Raw genomic sequence first — 24,908 nt, 5'->3', positions numbered from 1 at the left:
CTGGGTGTAAAAAAGCCTATTTTTTTGGGCATAAAAAGGCATAGAAAAAGTAATGATGGAAGAAAAAAAACAACAATAGTAATTGTAAAATTATAATTTATTTTTTTTCTACTAACAAAAGGCATCTAAAACAATTTTAAATTTAAATATAATATATTTATGTAAGTAATTCCGCTTGTAAAAGAAAAAATAAACTTGAAGTTATCCAGTTTTCTAAGAATTTTATAGACTTGTATTATATTTGATTTTCCTACATTAAAATTTAGTAACTCCATTTTTTTAGGGAATATACAGAGGTTTAAAACACTCCTGCTACCCATTTTTAAATATATTTTTAATGAATATATGTGATGTGCAACTAGATAATTTTTAATAAATGCAACAACAATATATTATACTTTTATGCTAGAGATTTTATTACAAAATTCAATATTAAGATAAAAAATAGAGTTAATTTTTTAAATAAATAGATAATTTCTATACAATCATTTGGGTTAAGAATACTATTGATACATTTTTGTCGTTAATTTAATTAACCTACTTAACCAAAACAAATATACCCAAATCATGAAATCACTAAAATACTTATTTATTATGGTGCTTATTTTTAATATAAGCTCATGCGAAATCAAAGAAAATTCTACTTTAGAACCTATTATTAATGCTGTTGATGATACTATGGATGGCATAAATGGTACCACTGGCGCAAATGCCGTTGTAAATGTATTAGACAATGATACTGTAAATGACGAAGTTGCAAGCCCAGAGACTATTACACTATCTTTATTAGGACAAACCACAGATTATTTTTCATTAAATACAGATGGGACTATAGATGTAGTTGCCGGAACCCCTGCTGGAGAATATGTTTTAAATTATGAAATTTGTGATGCAACTAATGAAGATAATTGTAAATCTGCCACTGTAACGCTCTTTGTATATAACGAGGATACAACTGCGGGCATCAATGCTGTTGATGACGGTATGGACGGAATAAATGGTACTACTGGTGCTATTGCTGTTGTAAATGTATTGGATAATGATACCATTAATGGAGTTCCTATTACCGAAAATGATGTAGTGTTAACTTTATTAGGACAACCAAGTAATTATTTCATATTAAATTCGGATGGCACTATCGATGTTGCTGATGGGACACCAGCTGGTGAATACGTTTTAAATTATGAAATTTGTGATGCTACCAATGAAGATAATTGTAAATCTGCCACTGTAACGCTCTTCATATATAACGAAGATACAACTGCAGGCATCAATGCTGTTGATGATGGTATGGACGGAATAAATGGTACTACTGGTGCTATTGCTGTTGTAAATGTATTGGATAATGATACTATTAACGGAGCTCCTGCTACCGAAAATAATGTAGTATTAACTTTATTAGGACAAACAACTAATTATTTCATATTAAATTCAGATGGTACTATAGATGTTGCTGATGGAACACCAGCTGGTGAATATGTTTTAAATTATGAAATTTGTGATGCTACTAACCCAGATAATTGTAAATCTGCCACTATAACGCTTTTTGTATATAATGAGGATACAACTGCAGGCATCAATGCTGTTGATGACGGTATGGACGGTATAAACGGTACTACTGGTGCCATTGCTGTTGTAAATGTATTAGATAATGATACCATTGCCGGAGATCCTGCAAATGCAAATAACGTAACACTTTCTTTATTAGGGCAACCAAGTAATTATTTCATCTTAAATTCAGATGGTACTATAGATGTAGCAGATGGTACACCAGCTGGAGAATACATTTTAAACTATGAAATTTGTGATATTACTAATGCAGATAATTGTAAATCTGCTACTGTAAGGCTCTTTGTATTTAATGATCTTGCTAACATTATAGCAAATAATATTTCCTTAGAAGGGTCAAATGGTGCAAGTACCGGGAGTGTATTGTTTAATGATACTATAGACGGATTACCTGCAAATGCCAATAATGTAATACTGTCTTTATTTGGCCAAACAACTAATTATTTTTCCATTAATACTGATGGAACTATAAATATAGCATTAGAAACACCTGAGGGTCAATACGTTTTTGAATACCAAATTTGTGATCGTACCAATGTAGATAATTGTAAAACAGCTATTGTAACGCTTAATGTATATCTTGAAACAGCTAATATTATTGCTGTTGAAGATAGTATGGATGCAATAAATGGTGCTACTGGTGCTACTGCTGTTGTAAATGTATTGGATAATGATACCATTGATGGAGACCCTGTAAATGCAAATAATGTATCACTTGAATTATTTGGACATAATAATAATTATTTTTCCATAAACTCTGATGGTACTATAGATGTGGCTGCTGGCACTCCAGTTGGCGATTATATTTTTGAGTATCAAATTTGTGAAATTAGTAGTCCAAATAACTGTAAAACAGCTACAGTAACACTTTATGTAAGATAAAACTAATATCTATTTATTACTGGACTACGCTAAGATATTGTCTTGGAGTAGTTCAGTAATTTTATCTATATAAAAATCATAGGCCTATATTTAAGTCCATATTTCACTCATTTTATTTTTAAATTAACTGCATCAGTGTGTATGATTAACTATTATATTTCGCAGTCGTAATTCGTTTAAAAAACGACTAAAATAGTACGTTTTCAATTTTTATTACTTCATTCTTTTTAATTCTAAATAGTAGTATACTATTTTTAAAAATACATCGTTCTAAAATCATTATACTAAACCACCTATAAAAAACAAAGTAGGTTATAAACTAAACATACTATGAACGCAGATGATATCTTACAATTTTTTGCATATTTAGCACCAACCATTGTAACTGGAGCAATTGCATTTTACTTCTTTAAATTACACACAAAAAACGAAGAAGGGAGAAGACGCTTTTTACTTCAAAAAGATACACAAAAACAAACTTTACCAGTTCGTTTACAGGCTTATGAAAGAATGATTTTATTTTTAGAACGCATATCAATTCCTAGTTTGGTAGTTCGTGTAGCTCCAATTTCTAAAGATAGAAATGCTTATGAGAATCTATTAGTGAAAAATATTGAAACAGAATTTGACCATAATTTATCACAACAAATTTATATCTCTGATGATTGTTGGAATGTTATAAAAGCTGCCAAGAGTGCTACAATACGTGCTGTAAGACAGGCAGGAATGAACCAATCTGATTCTGCTGATAAACTAAGAGAAGGAATTTTAAATGAAACTATGGATAAAGAATCACCTTCTGCAACTGCAATTTCTTTTGTTAAAAAAGAAATTAGTGCATTATGGTAAACAATAGCAGGCACTCTTTTTAAGGATTATTACCAACATCTATATTTTTAAACTTAGAGGCTCCATACTCAAAACCTAGTTCCCACCATTGTTTCATCAGTTTTTTATTAAAAACCAATGAGTTTTCAGTCAATTTTGTGGGAGTGTAATATAAGTTCAAAGTGACTCCTTTGTGCTTAGCGGCTAAGATGCCTTCAGATATATTATAAAATTCTATTTGATCTATAACAAAACCATAAATGCTTAACATTAAGGAAAACGGATTTTTTCCTAATACTTTGTTTTGTTCCATTTTTTCGGACTCTAAAATAATAGCATCAACTTCTGTAGCGCCTCGTTTTATGGCCTCTCTAATGGGTACAACGGCTCCTAAACCACCATCACCATACTCAAAACCATTTTTCTTTACTAAGGACATAAAGGGTATATAATTACAAGAAATCCAAATCCATTCGCAAAAGTCTTCATACTCAAAATCGCTGAGTGCTTTATACTCAACTTTGTTTTTTGATAAATTAGATACGGTAACCACAACTTCTTTGTTACTAGCTTTTATGGTTTCAAATTCTGCTTTTGAGAAATTCTTTTTAATGGTTCTACGCAATGCTTTACTTTCTCCAAAAGTTCTTTTTCGTTTTAAAAACTGTAAAAAAGTAGTTAAATAGTTAATCGTCACATATTCTCTACCATCTTTTTTACGGACAATAAAAGGATTTAAACTAAATATAGAAAGTTGATTTACATTGGTGTAAATATCATAAAGCTTCCCAACATTTTTAAGGGCCAATTGGGGAATTAAGAGACTACCCGTTGATGTTCCTAAGAACAAATCATACTCTTTTTTCTTTATCTCCATTAAATACTGCGCAACGCCACCAGCAAATGCACCTTTACTGCCACCACCACTAATTACTAATGCTTTCAATTTTTAAATTTCTTTATTCTGATGTTAATTGACTACTTGTTGTATTCTTAAATTTTGCGTAATTAAAGCCGCTTTTCCACCAATCGGTCATTTTAGCTTTGTCAAAAATAAGTGAATTGGTAGTTAAAACAGTTGGTGTGTAATAAAAATTAATAATTGCACTGTTATGTGTAGCTACAAACTTTCCTATGCGAACATTTTGATGCTCAATTCTATCCAACATAAATTCAAACATATTGGTTAACAAAGAGAAAACATTTTTAGATGGCATTCTATTTAAACTAGTTACTTCGGTTTGTAAAATAATAGCATCTATGGTAGTTGCACCTCTTTTTATGGCTTCTTCTATAGGCACCATACTACCTAAACCACCATCGGCGTACTCGCACTTGTTTTTATTTACCAAACTCATAAATGGAGTATAATTACACGAAATCCAAATCCATTCGCAAAAATCATGATAACTAAAATCATTTATAGATTTGTATTCTATTTGATTTAAGGATAAGTTAGAAACGGTTACTACAATTTCTTTTGGGCCATTTTTTAAGACCTTAAACTCTTCTTCTGTAATAGAGTTTTTAATTAATTTTAATAGGTTGTGACTTTCTCCAAAAGTTTTACTACCCTTCCAAAAGTTTTTAAGCACATTAAAATGATTAATTCCTATGGTTTCAACCCCGTGTTTTTTTGAGGTATTAAATGGGCAGGTACTAAATATACTATCTTGACTTACTGAAGTGTAAATGCCTTTAATTTTTTCGATCTTTTTTAATGCTAAGTGAGAAATTAATAAGCTACCCGTAGAAGTGCCTAAAAATAAATCATAGTTATGCTTTTGTTCTTCAATTAAATGTTGTGCTACACCACCCGCAAATGCACCTTTACTACCACCGCCAGAAATAACTAAAGCTCTCATTTTATTGCTAATTTACTTTTTATATATTTTTGATCTTCAATGGTTAACGTTTCTACCAATTCTTTTAATCTTTCTTTATACTCCTTTTCTTTTAAAAGTGTATCGATCATAGCTCGCGCAAATTTTTTAAACCGCCAACTATGATGATGTGTTGCTTTGGCCAAATTGGCTAAACTATAATTGGTTAAACCAACTGTTTGTTCTAATAGCTTAAATGCACCTTGCCGAAGCTCTGGACTATATTCAGGAGCTGTATAAGCACTTAGTTTATCAAAATATACTTTGGTTTTTAAACTATTATAATCTTCCGTTACTATAGCTAAAGCAAGCCATAATAAACGTACATTTTTAGTAGGTAAGCCAATGACACCTTTAGTTTGTTCTAAATAAGTCGTTCTAGATTCCGGAAAATTAACCCAAAGTCTGTATAAAATATTTTCTTTAGTAATATAACTCTCATCTAATAATAAAGATTCATACGCTGCTTTTAAATTTTGGGGTATGGTGGTACCTGAAAACACTAACAACTGTCTTTGTTTAATATCTTTTGAATTAAAAATATTTTTTATCAATTCATCAGAAAATGCAAAGCTGTATTCTTTAAATATTTTGGTTTTAAGCCCTAGTGATGTTGTATTATTCCATATCTGTTGAATTAATTCTGATCCCGCTTCTTTTTCATCTAATTGTTCTATTGCTGCTTTAAAATGAATGTATTTAGAAATACTCTTACAGTTTTTTTCTAAATAACGCATTGTTTCTTGATATGGAAATGCCGTTTCTGTTAACCAAGTATTTGAAAAAGCAGTTAAGTCAGTACTACTCGCTTCCTCTACCGATTTTATAAAATCAGAAACTCTTACATTTTTAAATTGATACGTTTTTAGATAGCTTTTTACAGCATTTTTAAAGGCCTCTTCTCCTACTTTACTTTTTAGGATGGCTAAGGCCCAGGCACCTTTTTCATAAAAAGTAAGGCTACTCGCTTTTGGATTCGTTAATGCTTCTCCATTTCCATCTGTAGTCATTTTTTGCAATTGTTGAGCAGTATCATACAATTTCCAATAAAAATGATCGGCTCCAAAGATCTTTTTCTCTGTTAAATAAGCATAATAGGTGGCAAAACCTTCGTGTAACCAATGGTGTTTGGCACTTTTCTCTGTAACCAAATCGCCAAACCACTGGTGTGCCAATTCATGCGCATTTACATTTACATAATTATAATCTTTAAAAGCAGTGGAATCAATCATAAAACCATCAGAAAAAATAGTAGCTGTTGTGTTTTCCATACCTGCATATAAAAAGTCTTTAACAGGTATTTGCTTGTAATTCTGCCATGGATAAGGAACACCTATTTCATTTTCTAAAAAATCAAATATTTCTTTTGAATACCTGTACGTAGGTTCAACTTTTAAACTATCTTTTGGGTAATAGTATAATGAAATAGGAACACCACTAGCTGCTGTTATTTCTTTAGATTGATAGTTCCCTATCACAAAAGCTAATAAATAACTACTCATGGGTTGTTGCATATCAAAACGCCAGATTTTAGTGTCTCCAGAATTTAATTCTGAATCCATTAATGTACCGTTTGCAATCACCTGATAGTCTTTATGGTAGGCAATCCTTAAATCAAATTCTACTTTTTCATTCATGTCATCAAAACTTGGCAACCAATAGCTGGTGTATTTGCCTTGGCCTTGTGTCCAAATTTGATCATTAACCTCACCCCTAGCGTCAATAAAATAGACCGTTTGTTTTGGTTGTACAGTATATTGTAAATGAATTGTATATGACTTTCCTTTTTTTAACTTTTTAAATACCGTGATGGTTTTTCCATTATTATGATACTTTACTGTTTTATTATTTAAGCGAACCCTGGAAAAGGTCATTTGCTTGGCATCTAAAAATATAGAATCTACAGACTGTACCACATTAAAGTTATAAGATACACTACCAGTAATAGATTTTTTATTAAGATTAGGTCTTATAAAAATGTCACCTTTCGTAAAATCTACTTTATCCTGTTGTTGAGCAGAAATTATTAAAGAAAACAGAAAAAAAAGAATTAGAAATAAGCGCATTTTAGATTTTTAAAAATGATACCACCAAAATAAGCAATTTGCTTTTTTGATCTTGTATAAGTAACCACTATTTTAGTAGCATGAATGCAAATTATTTACAAACGCCTGTTGCCTATTTAAAAGGGGTTGGTCCAAACCGTGCGGCCACATTGCAATCAGAGCTTGGCATTCATACCTATCAAGACCTTATAAATCTATTTCCCAATCGTTATATCGATAAAACACAGTATTATAAAATTGCGCAATTACAGCGCAGTAGCGCCGATGTACAAGTAATTGGAAAAATTATTCATTTAAAAACAGTTGAACAAAAAAAAGGAAAGCGATTAGTAGCCACTTTTAAAGATGATACAGGGCAAATGGAACTAGTTTGGTTTAGAGGTCAAAAATGGATTAGAGAAAATTTAAAACTCAATACGCCCTATGTTATTTTTGGAAAGACTAATTTTTACAATGGAAATTTTTCAATGCCACACCCAGAAATGGAATTACTCTCGGAGCATGAACAAGGATTAAAAGTAGCAATGCAACCCGTTTACCCTTCTACCGAAAAGTTGAGTAATAGTGGTATTAGCAATAGAGTGATTAGCAAACTCATTCAGCAGCTATTTATCGATTTAAAAAGTAAATTTACAGAAGCTTTATCTTCTAAAATTATGAATGAATTAAAGCTCATTTCTAAAAGTGAAGCGATGTTTAATATTCATTTTCCAAAAAATCAGGAATTATTAGCAAAAGCACAATTCAGGTTAAAATTCGAAGAACTTTTTTACATCCAACTACAACTCATCGCTAAAAATTTGTTGCATAAAAAACGTATTAAAGGTTTTACGTTTGATAAAGTGGGAACGCTTTTTAATCAATTTTATGCCGAAAACCTACCCTTTGAATTGACCAATGCACAGAAAAGAGTTATCAAAGAAATTAGAGCAGATTTAGGCAGTAATGCACAAATGAACCGTTTATTACAAGGAGATGTGGGTTCTGGAAAAACTATTGTAGCCTTAATGACCATGCTTTTAGCCATAGATAATGGTTTCCAAGCTTGTTTAATGGCACCTACAGAAATTTTGGCGAATCAGCATTTTGTAGGCATACAAGAATTACTGGGTACTATAGGAATTAATATTGCACTTTTAACAGGTTCAGTAAAAAAGTCTGCGCGTAAAATTATTCATGAGCAATTAGAAAATGGCGAATTACATATTTTAATTGGTACGCATGCATTGTTAGAAGATAAAGTACAGTATAAAAATCTGGGACTTGCTATTATTGATGAACAGCATCGTTTTGGTGTAGCACAACGCTCTAAACTATGGCATAAAAATGAGCTTCCTCCACACGTTTTAGTAATGACGGCTACGCCCATTCCCAGAACGCTCGCCATGAGTTTATATGGCGATTTAGATATTTCTATCATAGATGAGCTTCCTCCTGGGAGAAAAGCAATTAAAACGGTACATCGGTATGATGCTAACCGACTTAAAGTATTTCAGTTTATAAAAGATGAAGTGCAAAAAGGAAGGCAAGTTTATGTGGTATATCCATTAATTCACGAATCTGAAGCTTTAGATTATAAAGATTTAATGGATGGCTATGAGAGTATTGCAAGAGCGTTTCCCCTACCCGACTATCAGATTTCTATTGTTCATGGAAAAATGAAACCTGCGGATAAAGAGTATGAAATGCAACGTTTTGTAAAGGGCGAAACTCATATTATGGTAGCTACTACGGTCATAGAAGTTGGTGTTAATGTACCCAATGCTTCTGTAATGATTATTGAAAGTGCCGAGCGTTTTGGACTCTCACAATTACACCAATTGCGCGGTAGAGTGGGCCGTGGCGCAGACCAAAGTTTTTGTATTCTCATGACCAGTTATAAATTATCAGCCGATTCTAAAACAAGATTAGAAACGATGGTGCGCACTAATGATGGTTTTGAAATTGCCGAAGTAGACCTAAAACTACGTGGTCCAGGTGATTTAATGGGCACGCAACAAAGTGGTATGCTGAATTTAAAAATTGCAGATATCGTAAAAGATAACGACATTCTAAAAACGGCCCGTTATTATGCCATGCAACTCTTAAAAGAGGACCCTACTTTAGCTAAAGATGAAAATATAATGATTAATTATACCTATGCGCAATTAATAAAGCATAAGAATATTTGGAAGTATATAAGTTAGCATAATTTTAAAATGAATCATCAAAAATATATTAGGCATTGTATAGAATTGGCTAAGATTGCCTTAGAAAATGGTGACCCACCTGTAGGGGCCGTTATTATTCATAAAAATGAGATCATTGGGCAAGGCATAGAAGCAGGTAAATCTACCGGAGATATTACAAATCATGCAGAAATTTTGGCTATAAGAAATGCCATTTCTAATGGAAAAAAGGCTTTGCTTGCAGAAGCTATACTTTATAGTACACATGAAGCTTGTGCAATGTGTTCTTATCTGATAAGGCATCATAAAATTCCAGTATTGGTTTTTGGAACTTCGGTTAAAGATTTAGGGGGTTATTCATCAGAATTTAAAATTTTAAAAACTAAAAACATTGCAAAATGGCAGCATACTCCAGAAGTTATTATTGGAATTTTAGAAGAAGAGTGCTTAGCATTAAGCAACAATTTTAGATAAAAAAACCCTGCGAAATATAACGTAGGGCATTAAAATATAGATTTTTAAAGTTCTTTTTTAAATTTAATGTACCATAACTTTCAATATACTACTTTCGCCTCCAGCATTATCTATCCTAATGATATATATTCCATTTGAATAAATATGCCATCTCTTTGCAAACTTAATGCTGTGCTTTTCGTTGCTGTTTGATATACCAATCTTACTATCATATCAAAAATTGAAATTTGTTTTTCCTTGTTGGCACTTTTTAAAACAATATTAAATTGATTATTTACGCCTATAGGATTAGGATATACTATGGTTTCAATTTTGGATTCCTGAATTGCAATAGAGACACCTAAAACAATTGCAGTATAGATTCTAGGTTGTTATATACTACAATAATAATGTTAAATCATTGTAAAATAAATAAAATATAAATTCTTTAAGAATATGGTATCATTTATATCATTAGGCTAAGAGAAAAATAAGGTTATTTTTTTTATGAAGAATGTAGTTGTTGCTCTATATCTGACTTTAATTTCTGAAGCGCTGTATAATACGATTTTTTATCCATTGTATGCTGTTTGGTTTTTAAATCTCTTAATTGTGTGATTAATACATGTTCTTTTAATTTTTTCTGATTCAGAGTTTCAATAATGTGATTAATCTGACTTTCTATCTCTTCATTTAATGAAGTTATTTTGTCTTTGTATTTAATTATCCTTCCTAAGAATAGAATAACTAAAAGGACGGGAATCATAATTGGTAATGCTATAATTAATTCATTTTCATCAACTCGGTCATTAGAAGAAAACATGCTTATTAATTGAAATATTGCAACAGCTATATTTACCAATATTCCATATTTTAAAATACTTTTACATGTAAAAAACCAAATTAACAATAGTGATATATTGTAAATTTTCATTATTAAGAACCAAAGAAAAAACTTCAAACTACTAAAACCAAAGTAAGGATCTCTTATTGTAAATAAGCCTAGATTAAATTCTTTAATATCATTTGGAATAAAACTATATGAAATAGATAATAGAAATGGAATTAAAATTAAAATTGGTATTAATAAATCCCTATTTGATATTTTTTTTAATTTATATTTTTTAAAAAAAGAAACTTCGCTTTTGAGCTGTAAATTAAGTTCTAAAATTTTAATATTATGTAATAATGATTCGCTTTTAAAATTATCTTGATTAAAATTATCTATCGCATCAAACTCTTTTTGTTTTCTTAAATAAATTTCTTTTGTACGAATACTAGAAACAAAAATTTTTATAATATCGAATGTTATTTGATGATTTTCGTTAATGTTATATTTTGAATATTGTTTACTAATTTGATTAAGAAGTAATATAAACATTAACTCAAAAACAACTACTTTGATAGCAATTTCAAAAAAATGAACTGGTGTATCTGATATTATATGAAATAACTTATAAACTGCGTACAGATGTAGAATTAATAGAATGTAACGCCACCAATCTGTTACCGTTACAAACCAAATTGATAAAAATAATACTACATATATTTCAACAAAAATGGAAAAATAAAATGATTGAACATTAGTGTAATGATTTGCATCTAAAGTAAAAAAAAAGAGTTGAGTAGTCTTAGTTTCTGGAAATATTAAATGAAAATACATGACTACTGGAAGCAAAAAAAGAACAAGCGTAAGTAAAAAATGATAATTTATTTTTTTTCTATTTAAAAAGTCCATTTCATAGTATTTTTGCGTTAAATATATTAAAATTATAACTAGTTCCATTTTGTGAAATGAAAAAGGCCTATACTCAAAATCAGCTTCAAGAAATTGCTAAAGAAATTATAAGTGCTGTTGTTTCTAAAAAATTATGTTTTTATGGCGAAATGGGTGCTGGAAAAACAACGCTTATTAAAGCTTTAGTAAAAGAATTAGGATATGCTGGGGAAGTAAGCAGCCCTACTTTTGGGATTGTAAACGAATACCAATTGGAAAATGGAGCCGTTTTAGGCTATCATTTTGATTTTTACCGGTTAAATAGTGAGGAAGAAGCCTTAGATTTTGGTATTGAGGAATATTTAGATGCAGACAAATGGCTCTTTATGGAGTGGCCCGATAAAATAAATACATTACTTCCAACAGATTGCTCAAAAATTAATCTTGAAATTATAGATGCTACTACAAGAATGCTACACATTACAAACTAAATTTTTAAGAATTAAATCTTTATAACAGATTTCTATTATTTGAAGTTTATTTTTCTACTATTTTTTCAAGGGCTTATACCATATTTTCATTTTTAAAATATTTCCAATATTTTGTTTTTTGTAGATGTATCGTTTTTAATCTTCTTTTATTATGCAATTTTTAAAAACCTTACAAATTTTCGATGAAATGCATACTTTTTAAGTTTAAATACACTTTTTTTGGGTTATATAACATTTTGTTAAAGTTTTTTTTCCTACATTTGAGATGAAAATGAATTACTATTAATTAAAAAAAACCCCTTTAAAATGAACACTAAAAAAACAATTTTCGGAATTTTTACAGCATTATGTTTAACTCTAACTACAACTTCTTGTACTTCTGATGCATCAACTGATGATGCTTTTTATGAAGAAGGTGTTGAAAAGAAAGATATTGTACTTCCTGGTAGAAAAGATAAACAAGGTGTTGAAAAGAAAAATATTATACTTCGTGGCAGGAATTAATAAAAGGATATTTATTACAAACATTTTGAAAGAGCAATTTTTAATTGCTCTTTTTTTATACTAAATTGTAAAATAAATCGTTAGAAGGAAATATATCTACTAAAACAAGCAACAACATTTATTTATGAATAAGGATTTTAAAAAAAATAAAATAAAAAAGAAATTCATAATTGAATCAATTTCAGTTTTTTTTATTGCAATTACACCTTTTTTATATAAAATGTATGATTACATTCCTTATGATATTAAAACATATTCAATATTAGGAATCACAATAGAAAGTAATGGGTTTAATGATGTATCAACATATGTTTGGTTTATTATGAGTAAAATAATACCTCTTTATCTATTTGTCATATGGTTTTTTTCATGTAAAGAATGGTGGTATCATATTATATTAATTCCCATTGCAATGTATTCTTTTCAATTATTTGAAGTAATGTTTGATTCTGATGATAGAATTGATGTTGAAAATATATTTTGGTTATTACCCATATGTATGGTGGTTATCCCATTTGTGTATTTTATCAGGGTAAAATTATATGACAAACATGTACATGGCATTGATCTAGATGCCATGGATGCGGAATTAAAACAATTAAAAGAAGAAGAGCGCCTCAGAAAAGAAAAAGAAGCCAAATCATAAAAAGTTGTAAATTTGTTTTAGTGATTATTTTAATTACTAATGCCAAACAAAAGTAGCATAACAATACAACTTATGAATCAACCCACATCTCCTTTTAGCAAACAACAGCTTCTCCCACAAGAGGAAATGCTAGAAGTCTTAAAACAAAAAGGAGAGCTATTTATAGGACTACCCAAAGAAAATCAATTACAAGAAAAACGGATTTGCCTTACTCCAGATGCGGTTAATGCCATTACAGCTAATGGACATCGCGTGCTTATAGAAACTGGAGCTGGTGAAGGCGCAAATTTCTCAGATATAGATTATACCAATGCTGGAGGTGAGATTTGTAGGGATACAAAAAAAGTATTTGCTTGTGATTTAATCTTAAAGGTAGAACCGCCTACCCTAGCAGAAATAGGATTAATGAATCCGCAAAGCACCGTTATTTCTGCTTTACAACTAAAAACACAGTCCAAACCCTATTTTGAAGCCTTAGCCCAAAAACGAATTACCGCCATTGCTTTTGAATATATTATGGATGATGCTGGGAAATATCCTGCTGTTCGTTCTTTAAGTGAAATTGCAGGAATTTCGTCCGTACTCATCGCCTCAGAACTCATGGCAGAAGCAAATAGTGGAAATGGTTTAATGTTTGGGAATATCAGCGGTGTACCCCCTGTAGAAGTGGTTATTATTGGAGCAGGAACTGTTGGTGAGTTCGCTGCAAGATCTGCTATTGGCCTTGGGGCTAATGTAAAAATATTTGATAATTCCTTAACCAAATTAAGAAATATACAAACCAATCTTAGGCAAACGGTATACACTTCTACCATACAGCCTAAAAACCTTTTAAAAGCTTTAAAAAGATGCGATGTAGCTATTGGTGCTACTCGCGGTAAAGACAGGTCGCCCGTAATTGTTTCTAAAACGATGGTAGAAAATATGAAAAACGGGGCTGTTATTATAGATGTTAGCATTGATATGGGAGGTTGCTTTGAAACCAGTGAGGTAACTACACACCAAAAACCCACCAAAAAGAAATATGGGGTTATCCATTATGCAGTACCTAACATCCCTTCAAGATACCCAAAAACAGCAACACTATCCATCAGTAATATTTTTACACCTTACTTACTTAAAATTGGTGAAGAAGGTGGTGTAGAAAATGCGTTGCGTTTTGATAAAGGACTCCGAAACGGATTGTACTTTTATAGAGGTATCCTGACTAATAAATCAGTTGGAGAATGGTTTGACCTTTCGTACAGCGATATTAATTTTCTTATTTTTTAATGTATGTCATTTTTAAAACGTCTAGGGTTTTTCATATTTGGTTTATCTATAGGAATTGTATTTTTAGTTTTCTTTTTTAAGAATAAAGCAAAAGAAACGGGTACGGAATTTTGTTATTTGCCCAATTGTAGGGTACTTAAAGATTTACGATCAAAATCTTATTCCTATTCTGATACCGTGCAAGAAATGATCCGTACTGGAAAAATAGACTCCACAGAAATTAAATCTTTTTTTACCCATGGGGATGTAGATTTTGCTAAAAGTGATGCACAAGCTGAACCATGTCGCATTTATTTTATAGAAAAAGAGATAAGAGCAACTGCCCTTACTTTAAAAGTCGAAAATTGCGAAAAAAGTATCCTAATTGAAAGCATATCAGAATAATATATTTTTCGATAATCGAAATTTGAAATACTCCTACACTTGCTTGAGTCGTAATCAATGTAAATTTTCCCTTTCAATATGTTATTTTTATTAAATATTTGATTTTTAAATAGTTAAAAAAATTATATCAATATACACTTTACACAGAAATTAATCTTTATAAAATACAAATACTCCTAAAAAGAAAGCCCCAACTAGTCGTTGAGGCTTTGTAATTTTTATAAAAATGGTTTACATTTTAGCGCCCCATTCTTTTAAAGAATCTTTGTTTAATTTCACATAATCTGCATTACCCGCTTTTTCTGCTCCTGCCATAGATTTTTTTGCGATAGCAATTGCTCCTTTTTTATCACCAGCTTTTGCATAGATTAAAGATTGTTGACGTAATTGCCAAAATCTTGGAGCATCTGACATAGCCATTGCTTTATCCATCCATTCTTTTGCCTTTTTAATGTCTTTACCAGAGTTTAAATAATACACTGCTGCCGTATATAAGTCTCTAGCACCTGGACCAGCCATCACTCTATCAATAGCACTACTTACCGTAGCATCAGTTGGTACTTCAAAAGGGATAGCAACTTTAGTATTTTCCCAAGAAATGACCAAGTGAGCCCCATTATCAGAAATATGGTCTATTGCGATTTTAAATGATTCAACTGTTTCAGCTGTTTTTGCTGTTTTAGCTGTAACTGCAGCGGCAACCTTAGCATCATCCCACTCTCTTGGTGTACCCCAATTGGTAGCATCGTTATAGAATTTTACTTCCCATGAAGTGGCAGTAGGTACAGAGTATAAGGCATAAGTACCCGCTTTTAACGCTTTTCCTGCAACGGTTACATCATTACTAAAAGAAATTTTTGTGTTGGCATTGGCACCCGTTCTCCACAATTTATTGTAAGGTACTAAATCTCCAAAAATTGTTCTCCCACGCATTCCAGGTCTAGAATATTCTAGGGTAACATCAGTTAAACCTACAACTTGTTCTACTGTTGTAAACGGACTTGGTTGCGGTGTTTCTATTTGTGCTTGTACAGCAATACTTAAAAAAATTGTTAAAAATAAAATACTTACTTTCTTCATTACGATATAGTTGTTTAATTTTTCACAAAACTAATTATAATGCAAGAGCCGTTTTGTTAACAAATCCTTAAAATAAAACTGTTTAACTTTTTAATAAAAAAATAAAACAAAAAGCAAGTATATTTGTTAAAAAATTAGAATGAAACTCTATCAATTGCATACCAAACAATATCTACCCATCATTAAAGATACTGCTTGGAAATTTATATCAGATCCACATAATTTAAAAAAGATTACACCTAAAAAAATGGATTTCACCCTTATTTCTGGGACACAAAAGCCTATGTATGCGGGGCAAATAATTCATTATAAAGTAAGTCCATTCCCAGGATTTAAAACCAAATGGGTTTCAGAAATTACGCAATTAGTAGCAGGAAGTTATTTTATAGATGTGCAAATGTATGGTCCATACGCTTTATGGCATCATAAACATTTTATTAATTCTGTTAATGGAGGCATAGAAGTAGAAGATATTGTAGATTATAAAATTCCATTTGGAATTTTAGGGCAATTGGCGCACAAACTATTTATAAGAAAAAAAATATTAAGCATTTTTAATTATAGAGAGGAAAAATTAAAAGAATTATTCGGTACAATGGATCATATGCCTACCGAAGTACATATAAAATCATTATAAATGAAAAAAAATATATTATTGATTGGAGGTTCGCATGGTATTGGACTTTCTATAGCACAAGAATTGCACAAAGAACATCATCTGTACATTGCCTCAAGAACACAAGAAGAATTAGCAGGCTTAAGTGTAAACCACATTCCTTTTGATGCTACAACAGATACTTTAGATACTACATTACTTCCCGATGAAATAGATGGATTTGTATATTGTCCAGGTAGCATTAATTTAAAACCTTTTAAAATGCTAAGCCTGGAAACTTTTCAAGAAGATATGCAGCTTAATTTTTTTAGCATGGTTAACATTGTGAAAAACATTATTGCAAAAATGTCTGATGGTGCAAGCATGGTTTTTTTTAGTACTGTTGCGGTTGGTACTGGGATGCCCTTCCACACTAGTGTAGCAGCATCTAAAGGCGCTATTGAAGGTTTTGCAAAATCTATGGCTGCAGAGTATGCCCCTAAAATAAGAGTTAATGTTGTTGCACCTTCTTTAGTAGATACTCCACTTGCAAAACGTTTATTAAGCAATGATCGTAAAAAAGAAATGATGTCTCAACGGCATCCACTAAAAAGATATGGTGCTGCTGAAGACATTGCAAATGTCACGACTTTTTTATTAAGTGAAAAGAGCAGTTGGATGACAGGACAAATTATAGGTGTTGATGGTGGTATTTCAACATTAAATGTAAATTGAAGCAATTCAATACTTTTTTATAAATCATAATACCTTATTCATATGAAACAAAAAGTAGTTGTTTTTTGGTTTAGAAGAGATCTTAGATTAAACGATAATAAAGGTTTTTCTGAAGCATTACAAAACGGTTATCCTGTTTTGCCCATCTTTATTTTTGATACACAAATACTGCACAAGCTACCAGAAAATGATGCAAGAATTAGTTTTATTTATGATACGTTGCAAAACATGCGGAAAGAACTTCAAGAAAAGCACAATAGTTCTTTAGCCCTTTTGCACGGTAAGCCCATTGAAGTGTATCAACAAATAATGAAGCAATACCAAATACAAGCTATTTATACAAATAAGGATTATGAACCCTACGCAAACACACGAGATCTAGCGATTAAAAAGAGTGCGTCAGAACAAAATATTCCTTTCCATCAATATAAGGATCAGGTTATTTTTGAAAAAAATGAGATCATTAAAGACGATCAAAAACCTTATGTGGTCTATACACCCTATAAAAACAGATGGAAAGCCACTTTTAAACCATCTGAACACCTAATTGCACACCAAACAGAACCTTATTTTAATAATTTGATAAAAGAGTCTGCTTTGCCCACTATTAGTTTAGCTGAAATGGGATTTAAAAGAGCAGCAATTAAAGTACCCGATTATTTGGTTTCTACTAACTTAATAGCCAATTACGAGGAAACACGTAATTATCCTGCAATTACGCATGGAACATCTCGTTTAGGACCACACTTAAGATTCGGTACGATATCTATTCGGGAAATGGCACAGAAAGCTATAGCAGAAGATAATGAGATATTTTGGAACGAACTGATTTGGAGGGAGTTTTTTATGCAAATTTTATGGCATTTTCCAGAGACAACTAACAAATCTTTTAGACCAAAATATGACCGGATTGAATGGCGGAATAATGAAGCGGAATTTGAGAAATGGAAAAATGGTGAAACGGGTTATGCCTTTGTAGATGCTGGCATGCGAGAATTAAACCAAACGGGGTTTATGCATAACCGTGTACGGATGCTCGTAGCTAGTTTTTTATGTAAACATTTGCTTATCGATTGGCGCTGGGGCGAAGCTTATTTTGCAGAAAAACTTTTAGATTATGACCAAAGTGCTAATGTAGGAAATTGGCAATGGGCTGCTGGTAGCGGTGTAGATGCTGCTCCATATTTTAGAATCTTTAATCCTATGACGCAAATAGACAAGTTTGACAAGCAAAAAGAATATATTAATAAATGGGTGCCCGATTTACAAGAACTCACCTACCCTCCCAAAATGGTAGATCATAAAATGGCTAGAGAACGTTGTTTGGAAACCTATAAAAAAGCATTGAATTAAATTTATTACTGTTTTATATGGTTTCAATGCAAAACGAGATTTAACTGTTAAACCTTTATCTACTAATAAAAGTTTATTCAGATAGCATTTACTAATATTTTCAGATGTTTTAAACTCTTAAAAAACATTAAAAACTGATACTTAGGTTTGTAGTGATGAAAAAAGTTCTTTAGTTTCACCAAAAAAAACATGAAATTACTTTATACATTTTTTCTACTGATTGCATTTACAATCTCTTCAACAGCATTTGCGCAATCCTTTGATTTTAAATTTGATCACCAAGCTATTATTGTTAAAGACATAAAAGTTAGTGGAGATTTTTATGTTAATATTCTACATTTAAAAGAAATATTTCATCCAGAAAAAAAACCTGGGTTTAGATGGTTTACCGTAAATGGAAACACACAGATACACCTTATCGAAAAAGATGGTGCTGATTTTAAGAAAAATAAATCGGTACATTTATGTTTAGCCACCAAAAACCTAGATGCCATAATAAAACACTTGGAAAGGAATAAAGTAAGCTATTACGATTGGCCTGGAAAAGAAAATACAGTTACTTTACGTGCTGATGGTGTACACCAAATTTATTTGCAAGATGTAGACGGTTATTGGATAGAAATAAATGATGCGCCACATTAATATGTTCTACTTAAAAGTATTGGCCTATCCCAAAAACTATACCTCTAGAAGCATCATTACCTATACCATAACCATAATCTAGTCTAAAAACAGCATTAAAAATTTTCTTATGAATAAAACGAACGCCTAAGCCTGGATATAAACGGCCAGAATTTGTAGAAAAAACTTCAGAAATTCCATTCCCAGGAGTTCTCCATGTTCCTGCGTCTATAAATGCATTCCCTTGAAAAACAAACCAGTTTTTTTCATATAAGGTATGGCGGTATTCCGTATTTAGAACAATTGCTGCTGTACCCCTATCAACAGTATTACCAACTCCTCTAATATTTAGTTGATTATCTAATTCAAACGGGGCAAATGGGGAATCTAAATTCCCTATAGATGCTGCTAAACGTAAACGTGTAGCCCAATTCCCTTTCTTTTTTAATTTTTTATAATAGATAAAATCGTTTCGTACAGATACAAAATCATCTAAAAATACATCAGCCTGATCGCTTCCATTTCTAAAACTGTTATACTGTGCCGTAAACTCGTTTGTTACTCCATGAAAATATTGATAGTTAATATCAATATCTACATATCTATAAACACCCCTATACCCGAATTTATTAGCTTCTAAAAATTCTGGTGCATTTAAAACAGGTTCTTCAATAAAATTATAAGATTCTTTCATAAGGCTAACGCCAAATTCTGCTTCGTTATGAAAATCAAAAGAAAATAATACAGAAGCTTCAAACCTTCTATTGTTAAAACGGTAATTTTTTGTTCCATTATCAAAAAAAACAGGTTCTTGCGTAGTTTGGTCTTGATAACTAAAACCTAGCCCTACTTTATCACTAAATAGAAAAGGGTGTTCATAGAAAAAACCATAAGAATCAAAAACATCTTTTTCATAAAAACCACCAACAAGCTGATTGTTTCCTAGAAAATTAAATTCAAAAACCGATAATCTATAGGCAAAATCTCCATTGCTAGAAGTAGAAGTTCTAGCCCCCGGAATGATGGTGAAATTTTCTTCTAAGGTATAGGTAAGTGTATTTCCTTCTAACGTTACACTACCATTTGCTATTCCTGGCAGCCTTTTTAAACGTTCTATATCTGTAGTAGCTTTTACAGAATCATAGATAGAATTTTCTTTTACTTTGATAAGTCTTCTTAAAAAACTTTCTTTTGTTTTTTTAAGGCCTACAAAATTAATTTTTTCAACTTTAATATTTTCTTGTGAAAATGATACGCTTGTAATAAAAAAGCATAAGATAATTAAAAGTACTCTCATTATTAATTTGTTTGTTACTTAGTAAGACGTTCTTTATAAGAATAACATACACTTTTTTTTAGCTAATACTATTTTATATTTTATAGATATCAAATGGTATTATAGCATTAATCCGTAATTAATTATAACTTTGCAAGAAAATTTAATTGTATGAAATCTAGCATCCGACAAGTGTTCCCTTTAGGGTTTCCATGGCAAACACAAGATCCTTTTTTATTCTGCGTATATCATTTAGATCATTATCCAAAAGGAAATGGTTCATTAGGACCAGATGCCTCTTTAGTTGGTAGAAATTTAGGTAATGACTTTACAATTAAAGATGGTTGGCGTATGTATCACGGACAGACTATTCCTGGATTTCCGTCGCATCCGCATAGAGGTTTTGAAACGGTAACTATAGTGAATAAAGGATTTTGTGATCATTCTGATTCTTTGGGTGCAGCCGGTAGGTTTGGCGATGGTGATGTACAATGGATGACCGCTGGAAGTGGTGTGCAGCATTCTGAAATGTTTCCGCTCTTAAAAACAGAGGAAGAAAATCCGTTAGAACTCTTTCAAATCTGGTTAAATTTACCAAAAGCTAGTAAATTTGTACCTCCACATTTTGCAATGCTATGGCATGAAGATATTCCTATAGTTAAAACAGAAAATAGCACGGTTAAAGTAATTGCAGGTGATTATCAAGAAATAAAAGCCCCTGCTCCTGCTCCAGACTCTTGGGCTGCAAGTAAAGAAAATGAAGTAGCCATATGGAATATTCATATTGATGCCAATAGTACATATACTTTACCAAAAGCAAAAACAAGTGTCAATAGAATTTTATATTTCTATGAAGGAACTGAAATCGAAATAGATGGGCAAACAATAACTATAAACCATGGCATTTTTTTAGATGAAACTATGGCCACAGAAATTAAAGTAGGATCGGAACAGGGACACTTTCTACTCCTACAAGGAAACCCAATTGACGAGCCCGTTGCCAAGTATGGCCCGTTTGTGATGAATACAGATGAAGAAATACAGGATGCCATGCAAGAATATAGAACCACACAATTTGGCGGTTGGCCCTGGAGACATCCAGATAATGTTCACGAAGCTGACAAAGGAAGGTTTGCTAAATATCCTGATGGAACTTTGGTTGAAAAGTAGTTAGTTGTTAGTTGTTAGTTGTTAGTTGTTAGTTGTTAGTTGTTAGTTGAAATTTATTTTTTCTAAACTACTAAGCAAAATAAACGATTCAACAATATTTATAAACTCTTAAACTTAATAAACTAGCGGAGCGAATAAACTCTTAACCTATTTTGTATTCTTCTTTTTGACTTTCACTGTGTAGGTTGCTATAATACTTTCATCAATTTTTAGATGTACATCATAATGTCCAGCTTTTTTAAAAGAGTGGCTCAACTTTAGAGCTCTATTAGTGTTTTGTAAAATTGTAGGACTTATATTTTTAGTACTCATGCTACCTACTATTTGTAATACAATATCTTCCTGCTTTATTTTTTGAGTAGTATTAAATAAAAATGTAACTGTTTCATTTTTATTTACTTCAGAGTGCATCTTAATGGGACTCACAGGAATAACCTGTTTTTTAAAAGCATTTTTATATACTAATGGTGCATTTAAAAATACTTCCAATGTTATATTTTCGTCCAATAAGGACCATTTTTCCTCCAATGGATAGTGATTCTGGATAAACAGTTCTGGTGATGCTAAAAAATAACCATCATTATAATCACTTATAAAAGTTTCTACTCCATCTATAAAATCAATTCTTCCACTAGACCAAGTGGCATCAGACAAATACCATTTATGACCTAATTTCACTACATTCCAAGAATGATTTGGGACTCCTTTTTTTCTAATATTGGTAGTTGCTGTGCGGCCATATCCATGAACTATTTTACAATCTAGACCAGCTAAAATTGTTAACTCTCTTATTAAATAGGCATAACCTGTACAAATGGTTTTATTATTTTTTAATAGTTTTTGAAATACTTTACGTTTAAAAGATGAATTCCAATATGATAATGCAATACTATCTCCTTGCAATTTTGTACGCTTGTTCATATTCTTATGGTAGTATCCATAATCATTTTCAATATTGGTACACACCCACGTATAAATAGCTCTAAACTTCTCTACATCAGATGGTAAAGAAGTTGTGAGCTTGTATGCTAATATGGGTAAATTATGTAATTTTTCTCCTTTATAAAGTGCTGCAATACTATCAGCTTTCTGGAAATTATAATTTTTAAAATCAGAACCTTGTGCAAAGGTGTTTATATAGATTACTAAAAAGAATAGGATTGCATATCGAACCATTTAAAAAATGTCTTATTGCTTTTTTGAAGAATAAATTTCATCAGTACTCACTGCACCTAATAAATTAAAATTATCGATTTCTAAGTTGATAGATATCTCAATATTTTTTTCAGCACCTTTTTTTATTAAAAACTCCTGTTTCTCATAACCAATATGGCTAAACAATAAAACATCACCTGTTTGTAAAGGTTTAGGAAATTTAAACTTACCATCTATATCGGTGAGTACTCCATTTTTTGTTCCTTTCTGTACCACGCTTACTCCTGGTAAAGGGGCTCTGTTTTCGTCATATACAATGCCTTTTATTATATGTTCTGCTTCGTAAATACTAAGGCTTGTTACTCCGTTTTCTATAGTTGCATCATTAACCGCTATCAATTCATTTGATTTTTCTACCTCTTGCGCTTGGCTTATTGATATAGCAAACAAAGCAGCTAATATAAAAGTTACTGAATGAATGCTGTTCTTTTTTCCTGTTATAGGAGCTGTAATGTAATTTTTCATAATATTAAGTTTTAGAATTATACCTCTAAACTATGTTATGTTAAAACTTTTTAAAAACTACAATGAGTCTACTGGTCTTTTTAATGAGTAAAATCTATTTTAAATACATTTTTTAACTTAATAAACTAATCACAACAAATTACAAATAAAAAATTCCAAATCCCAATATAGAATTAAATGGAGATTTGGAATTGAAATATTGAACTTTTAAAATCTTAGACACGTTCTATCTTAGCACCTATGGCTCTTAAACGCTCGTCTATATTTTCATAGCCTCTATCTATTTGTTCTATATTATGGATTACAGAGGTTCCCTTTGCAGATAGAGCGGCTATTAACAAAGAAATCCCTGCTCTAATATCTGGAGAAACCATTGTAGTTGCTTTTAAGGTAGATTTAAAGTCATGCCCCATAATAGCTGCCCTATGTGGATCACACAAAATAATCTTAGCACCCATATCTATTAGTTTATCTACAAAAAATAAACGGCTTTCGAACATTTTTTGATGAATAACAACTTCTCCTCTTGCTTGGGTGGACATCACCAAAATAATACTCAATAAATCTGGTGTTAATCCTGGCCATGGTGCATCTGCAACAGTTAAAATAGAACCATCTATATAATTCTGAATTTCATAACCATTAGTATGCGCAGGAATATAAATATCATCTCCTTTTTGCTCAAGCGTAAGGCCAAGTTTTCTAAAAACTGCCGGTATTTGCCCTAAATCTTTCCAGCTTACATTTTTTATGGTAAGTTCACTTTTTGTCATAGCTGCAAGACCAATCCAACTCCCAATTTCTATCATATCTGGCAACATAGTATGCTCAGTACCTCCTAAGGTATCAACACCTTCTATAGTCAAAAGATTAGAACCAACACCAGCTATTTTAGCCCCCATTCTATTCAACATTTTACAAAGTTGTTGCAAATAGGGTTCACAAGCCGCATTATAAATAGTAGTGGTGCCTTCTGCTAAAACAGCAGCCATTACAATATTGGCTGTACCAGTAACAGAAGCTTCATCTAAAAGCATATAAGTACCCTTAAGCTTTTTTGCTTCTACACCATAAAAATGCTCTTCTTTATTATACCTAAACTTTGCACCTAGATTTATAAAGCCTTCGAAATGCGTATCTAACCTTCTTCTACCAATTTTATCGCCTCCTGGTTTAGGGATATATCCTTTTCCAAAACGTGCTAATAAGGGGCCTACCAGCATTATAGAGCCTCTTAGTCCTCTCCCATCTTTTTTAAACTGATCTGATTGTAGATAATCTAAGTTGATATCGTCAGAAACGAAGCTATAAGAACCTTTGCCTTTTTTTTGGATTTTTACGCCTAAATCTTCTAATAATGCGATGAGTTTATTGACATCAACAATATCTGGAATATTGTGTATTGTAACTTGTTCTGGAGTTAACAGTACCGCACATAAAATCTGTAGTGCTTCATTTTTAGCTCCTTGAGGTGTTATTTCACCAGAAAGTTGGTGTCCACCTTCTATTCTAAATGTTCCCATTTAAAGTCAAAA

At 31.4% G+C, this 24,908-nt stretch carries 24 protein-coding genes; 14 read left to right on the top strand and 10 right to left on the bottom strand.

What is annotated here, in order from left to right; genetic code table 11:
- Positions 1-567: 567 nt before the first annotated feature.
- Positions 568-2,451, top strand: a complete 1,884-nt coding sequence (locus ACZ451_RS14995) for a hypothetical protein (RefSeq protein WP_464213819.1) — start codon at positions 568-570, stop codon at positions 2,449-2,451.
- A 330-nt stretch (positions 2,452-2,781) separates the two neighbouring features.
- A complete protein-coding gene (locus ACZ451_RS14990; protein WP_464213817.1) occupies positions 2,782-3,300 on the top strand; it encodes a DUF7935 family protein in 519 nt (172 codons plus the stop codon).
- A 19-nt stretch (positions 3,301-3,319) separates the two neighbouring features.
- On the opposite strand, the gene ACZ451_RS14985 is transcribed toward ACZ451_RS14990, so the two are convergent.
- Genes ACZ451_RS14985 through ACZ451_RS14975 form a run of 3 tightly spaced genes read right to left on the bottom strand, consistent with a single transcriptional unit; the run spans position 3,320 to position 7,228 of the window.
- A complete protein-coding gene (locus ACZ451_RS14985; RefSeq protein ID WP_464213815.1) occupies positions 3,320-4,225 on the bottom strand; it encodes a patatin-like phospholipase family protein in 906 nt (301 codons plus the stop codon).
- Between the two features lie 13 nt (positions 4,226-4,238).
- Positions 4,239-5,144 carry a patatin-like phospholipase family protein gene (locus ACZ451_RS14980; protein WP_464213813.1) on the bottom strand — a complete coding sequence of 302 codons (906 nt, stop codon included), beginning with the start codon at positions 5,142-5,144 and terminating at the stop codon, positions 4,239-4,241.
- Positions 5,141-7,228 carry a M1 family metallopeptidase gene (locus ACZ451_RS14975; RefSeq protein WP_464213811.1) on the bottom strand — a complete coding sequence of 696 codons (2,088 nt, stop codon included), beginning with the start codon at positions 7,226-7,228 and terminating at the stop codon, positions 5,141-5,143. Before ACZ451_RS14975 ends, ACZ451_RS14980 begins: the two co-directional genes overlap by 4 nt.
- Positions 7,229-7,308: 80 nt before the next feature.
- On the opposite strand from ACZ451_RS14975, the gene recG reads away from it, so the two are divergent.
- Both recG and ACZ451_RS14965 read left to right on the top strand, forming a co-directional pair.
- Positions 7,309-9,414, top strand: a complete 2,106-nt coding sequence (gene recG / locus ACZ451_RS14970) for an ATP-dependent DNA helicase RecG (RefSeq protein ID WP_464213809.1) — start codon at positions 7,309-7,311, stop codon at positions 9,412-9,414.
- Positions 9,415-9,426: 12 nt separating this feature from the next.
- A complete protein-coding gene (locus ACZ451_RS14965; RefSeq protein WP_464213807.1) occupies positions 9,427-9,870 on the top strand; it encodes a nucleoside deaminase in 444 nt (147 codons plus the stop codon).
- A gap of 110 nt (positions 9,871-9,980) precedes the next feature.
- Here the strand turns inward: ACZ451_RS14965 and ACZ451_RS14960 are convergent, their stop codons facing one another.
- Both ACZ451_RS14960 and ACZ451_RS14955 read right to left on the bottom strand, forming a co-directional pair.
- Positions 9,981-10,172, bottom strand: coding sequence for a T9SS type A sorting domain-containing protein (locus ACZ451_RS14960; protein WP_464216932.1), 192 nt, complete (start codon positions 10,170-10,172; stop codon positions 9,981-9,983).
- Positions 10,173-10,354: 182 nt separating this feature from the next.
- A complete protein-coding gene (locus ACZ451_RS14955; protein WP_464213804.1) occupies positions 10,355-11,587 on the bottom strand; it encodes a hypothetical protein in 1,233 nt (410 codons plus the stop codon).
- Between the two features lie 56 nt (positions 11,588-11,643).
- Here ACZ451_RS14955 and tsaE point away from each other — a divergent pair, with 56 nt between their 5' ends.
- The 5 genes from tsaE to ACZ451_RS14930 all read left to right on the top strand — a co-directional run bounded on the left by tsaE (position 11,644) and on the right by ACZ451_RS14930 (position 14,863).
- A complete protein-coding gene (gene tsaE, locus ACZ451_RS14950) occupies positions 11,644-12,057 on the top strand; it encodes a tRNA (adenosine(37)-N6)-threonylcarbamoyltransferase complex ATPase subunit type 1 TsaE (protein WP_464213802.1) in 414 nt (137 codons plus the stop codon).
- A gap of 306 nt (positions 12,058-12,363) precedes the next feature.
- Entirely contained in the window at positions 12,364-12,561 is a 198-nt protein-coding gene (locus tag ACZ451_RS14945) for a hypothetical protein (protein WP_464213800.1), read from the top strand.
- Positions 12,562-12,781: 220 nt separating this feature from the next.
- The gene (locus ACZ451_RS14940; protein ID WP_464213798.1) at positions 12,782-13,207 is read left to right on the top strand and encodes a hypothetical protein; all 426 of its coding nucleotides are present in this window, start codon (positions 12,782-12,784) and stop codon (positions 13,205-13,207) included.
- Between the two features lie 72 nt (positions 13,208-13,279).
- Positions 13,280-14,479: an alanine dehydrogenase gene (locus ACZ451_RS14935; RefSeq protein WP_464213796.1), complete on the top strand. Its 1,200-nt coding sequence runs from the start codon at positions 13,280-13,282 to the stop codon at positions 14,477-14,479.
- Between the two features lie 3 nt (positions 14,480-14,482).
- Positions 14,483-14,863: a DUF4258 domain-containing protein gene (locus ACZ451_RS14930; protein ID WP_464213794.1), complete on the top strand. Its 381-nt coding sequence runs from the start codon at positions 14,483-14,485 to the stop codon at positions 14,861-14,863.
- Between the two features lie 231 nt (positions 14,864-15,094).
- Here the strand turns inward: ACZ451_RS14930 and ACZ451_RS14925 are convergent, their stop codons facing one another.
- Entirely contained in the window at positions 15,095-15,943 is an 849-nt protein-coding gene (locus ACZ451_RS14925) for a DUF2911 domain-containing protein (RefSeq protein WP_464213792.1), read from the bottom strand.
- A 139-nt stretch (positions 15,944-16,082) separates the two neighbouring features.
- On the opposite strand from ACZ451_RS14925, the gene ACZ451_RS14920 reads away from it, so the two are divergent.
- From ACZ451_RS14920 to ACZ451_RS14905, 4 genes are all read left to right on the top strand, one after another.
- Complete coding sequence (locus ACZ451_RS14920; protein WP_464213790.1) at positions 16,083-16,580, top strand: SRPBCC family protein; 498 nt, start codon at positions 16,083-16,085, stop codon at positions 16,578-16,580.
- A complete protein-coding gene (locus ACZ451_RS14915; protein WP_464213788.1) occupies positions 16,581-17,273 on the top strand; it encodes an SDR family NAD(P)-dependent oxidoreductase in 693 nt (230 codons plus the stop codon).
- A 42-nt stretch (positions 17,274-17,315) separates the two neighbouring features.
- Complete coding sequence (locus ACZ451_RS14910; RefSeq protein WP_464213786.1) at positions 17,316-18,626, top strand: cryptochrome/photolyase family protein; 1,311 nt, start codon at positions 17,316-17,318, stop codon at positions 18,624-18,626.
- Positions 18,627-18,815: 189 nt separating this feature from the next.
- A complete protein-coding gene (locus ACZ451_RS14905) occupies positions 18,816-19,268 on the top strand; it encodes a VOC family protein (protein ID WP_464213784.1) in 453 nt (150 codons plus the stop codon).
- Between the two features lie 10 nt (positions 19,269-19,278).
- Here ACZ451_RS14905 and ACZ451_RS14900 read toward each other — a convergent pair whose 3' ends face one another.
- Positions 19,279-20,544 carry a POTRA domain-containing protein gene (locus ACZ451_RS14900; protein ID WP_464213782.1) on the bottom strand — a complete coding sequence of 422 codons (1,266 nt, stop codon included), beginning with the start codon at positions 20,542-20,544 and terminating at the stop codon, positions 19,279-19,281.
- 150 nt (positions 20,545-20,694) lie between these two features.
- On the opposite strand from ACZ451_RS14900, the gene ACZ451_RS14895 reads away from it, so the two are divergent.
- Complete coding sequence (locus ACZ451_RS14895; protein ID WP_464213780.1) at positions 20,695-21,693, top strand: pirin family protein; 999 nt, start codon at positions 20,695-20,697, stop codon at positions 21,691-21,693.
- Positions 21,694-21,840: 147 nt separating this feature from the next.
- Here the strand turns inward: ACZ451_RS14895 and ACZ451_RS14890 are convergent, their stop codons facing one another.
- The 3 genes from ACZ451_RS14890 to murA form a co-directional block, all read right to left on the bottom strand.
- Positions 21,841-22,869, bottom strand: a complete 1,029-nt coding sequence (locus ACZ451_RS14890) for a transglutaminase domain-containing protein (protein WP_464213778.1) — start codon at positions 22,867-22,869, stop codon at positions 21,841-21,843.
- A 12-nt stretch (positions 22,870-22,881) separates the two neighbouring features.
- Positions 22,882-23,373 carry a carboxypeptidase-like regulatory domain-containing protein gene (locus ACZ451_RS14885; RefSeq protein WP_464213776.1) on the bottom strand — a complete coding sequence of 164 codons (492 nt, stop codon included), beginning with the start codon at positions 23,371-23,373 and terminating at the stop codon, positions 22,882-22,884.
- A 215-nt stretch (positions 23,374-23,588) separates the two neighbouring features.
- Entirely contained in the window at positions 23,589-24,896 is a 1,308-nt protein-coding gene (murA, locus tag ACZ451_RS14880) for a UDP-N-acetylglucosamine 1-carboxyvinyltransferase (protein ID WP_464213774.1), read from the bottom strand.
- Between the last annotated feature and the right edge of the window lie 12 nt (positions 24,897-24,908).

Source organism: Allocellulophaga tsushimaensis (genome assembly GCF_055383085.1).
This window is presented reverse-complemented; position numbering and strand designations above follow the sequence as displayed.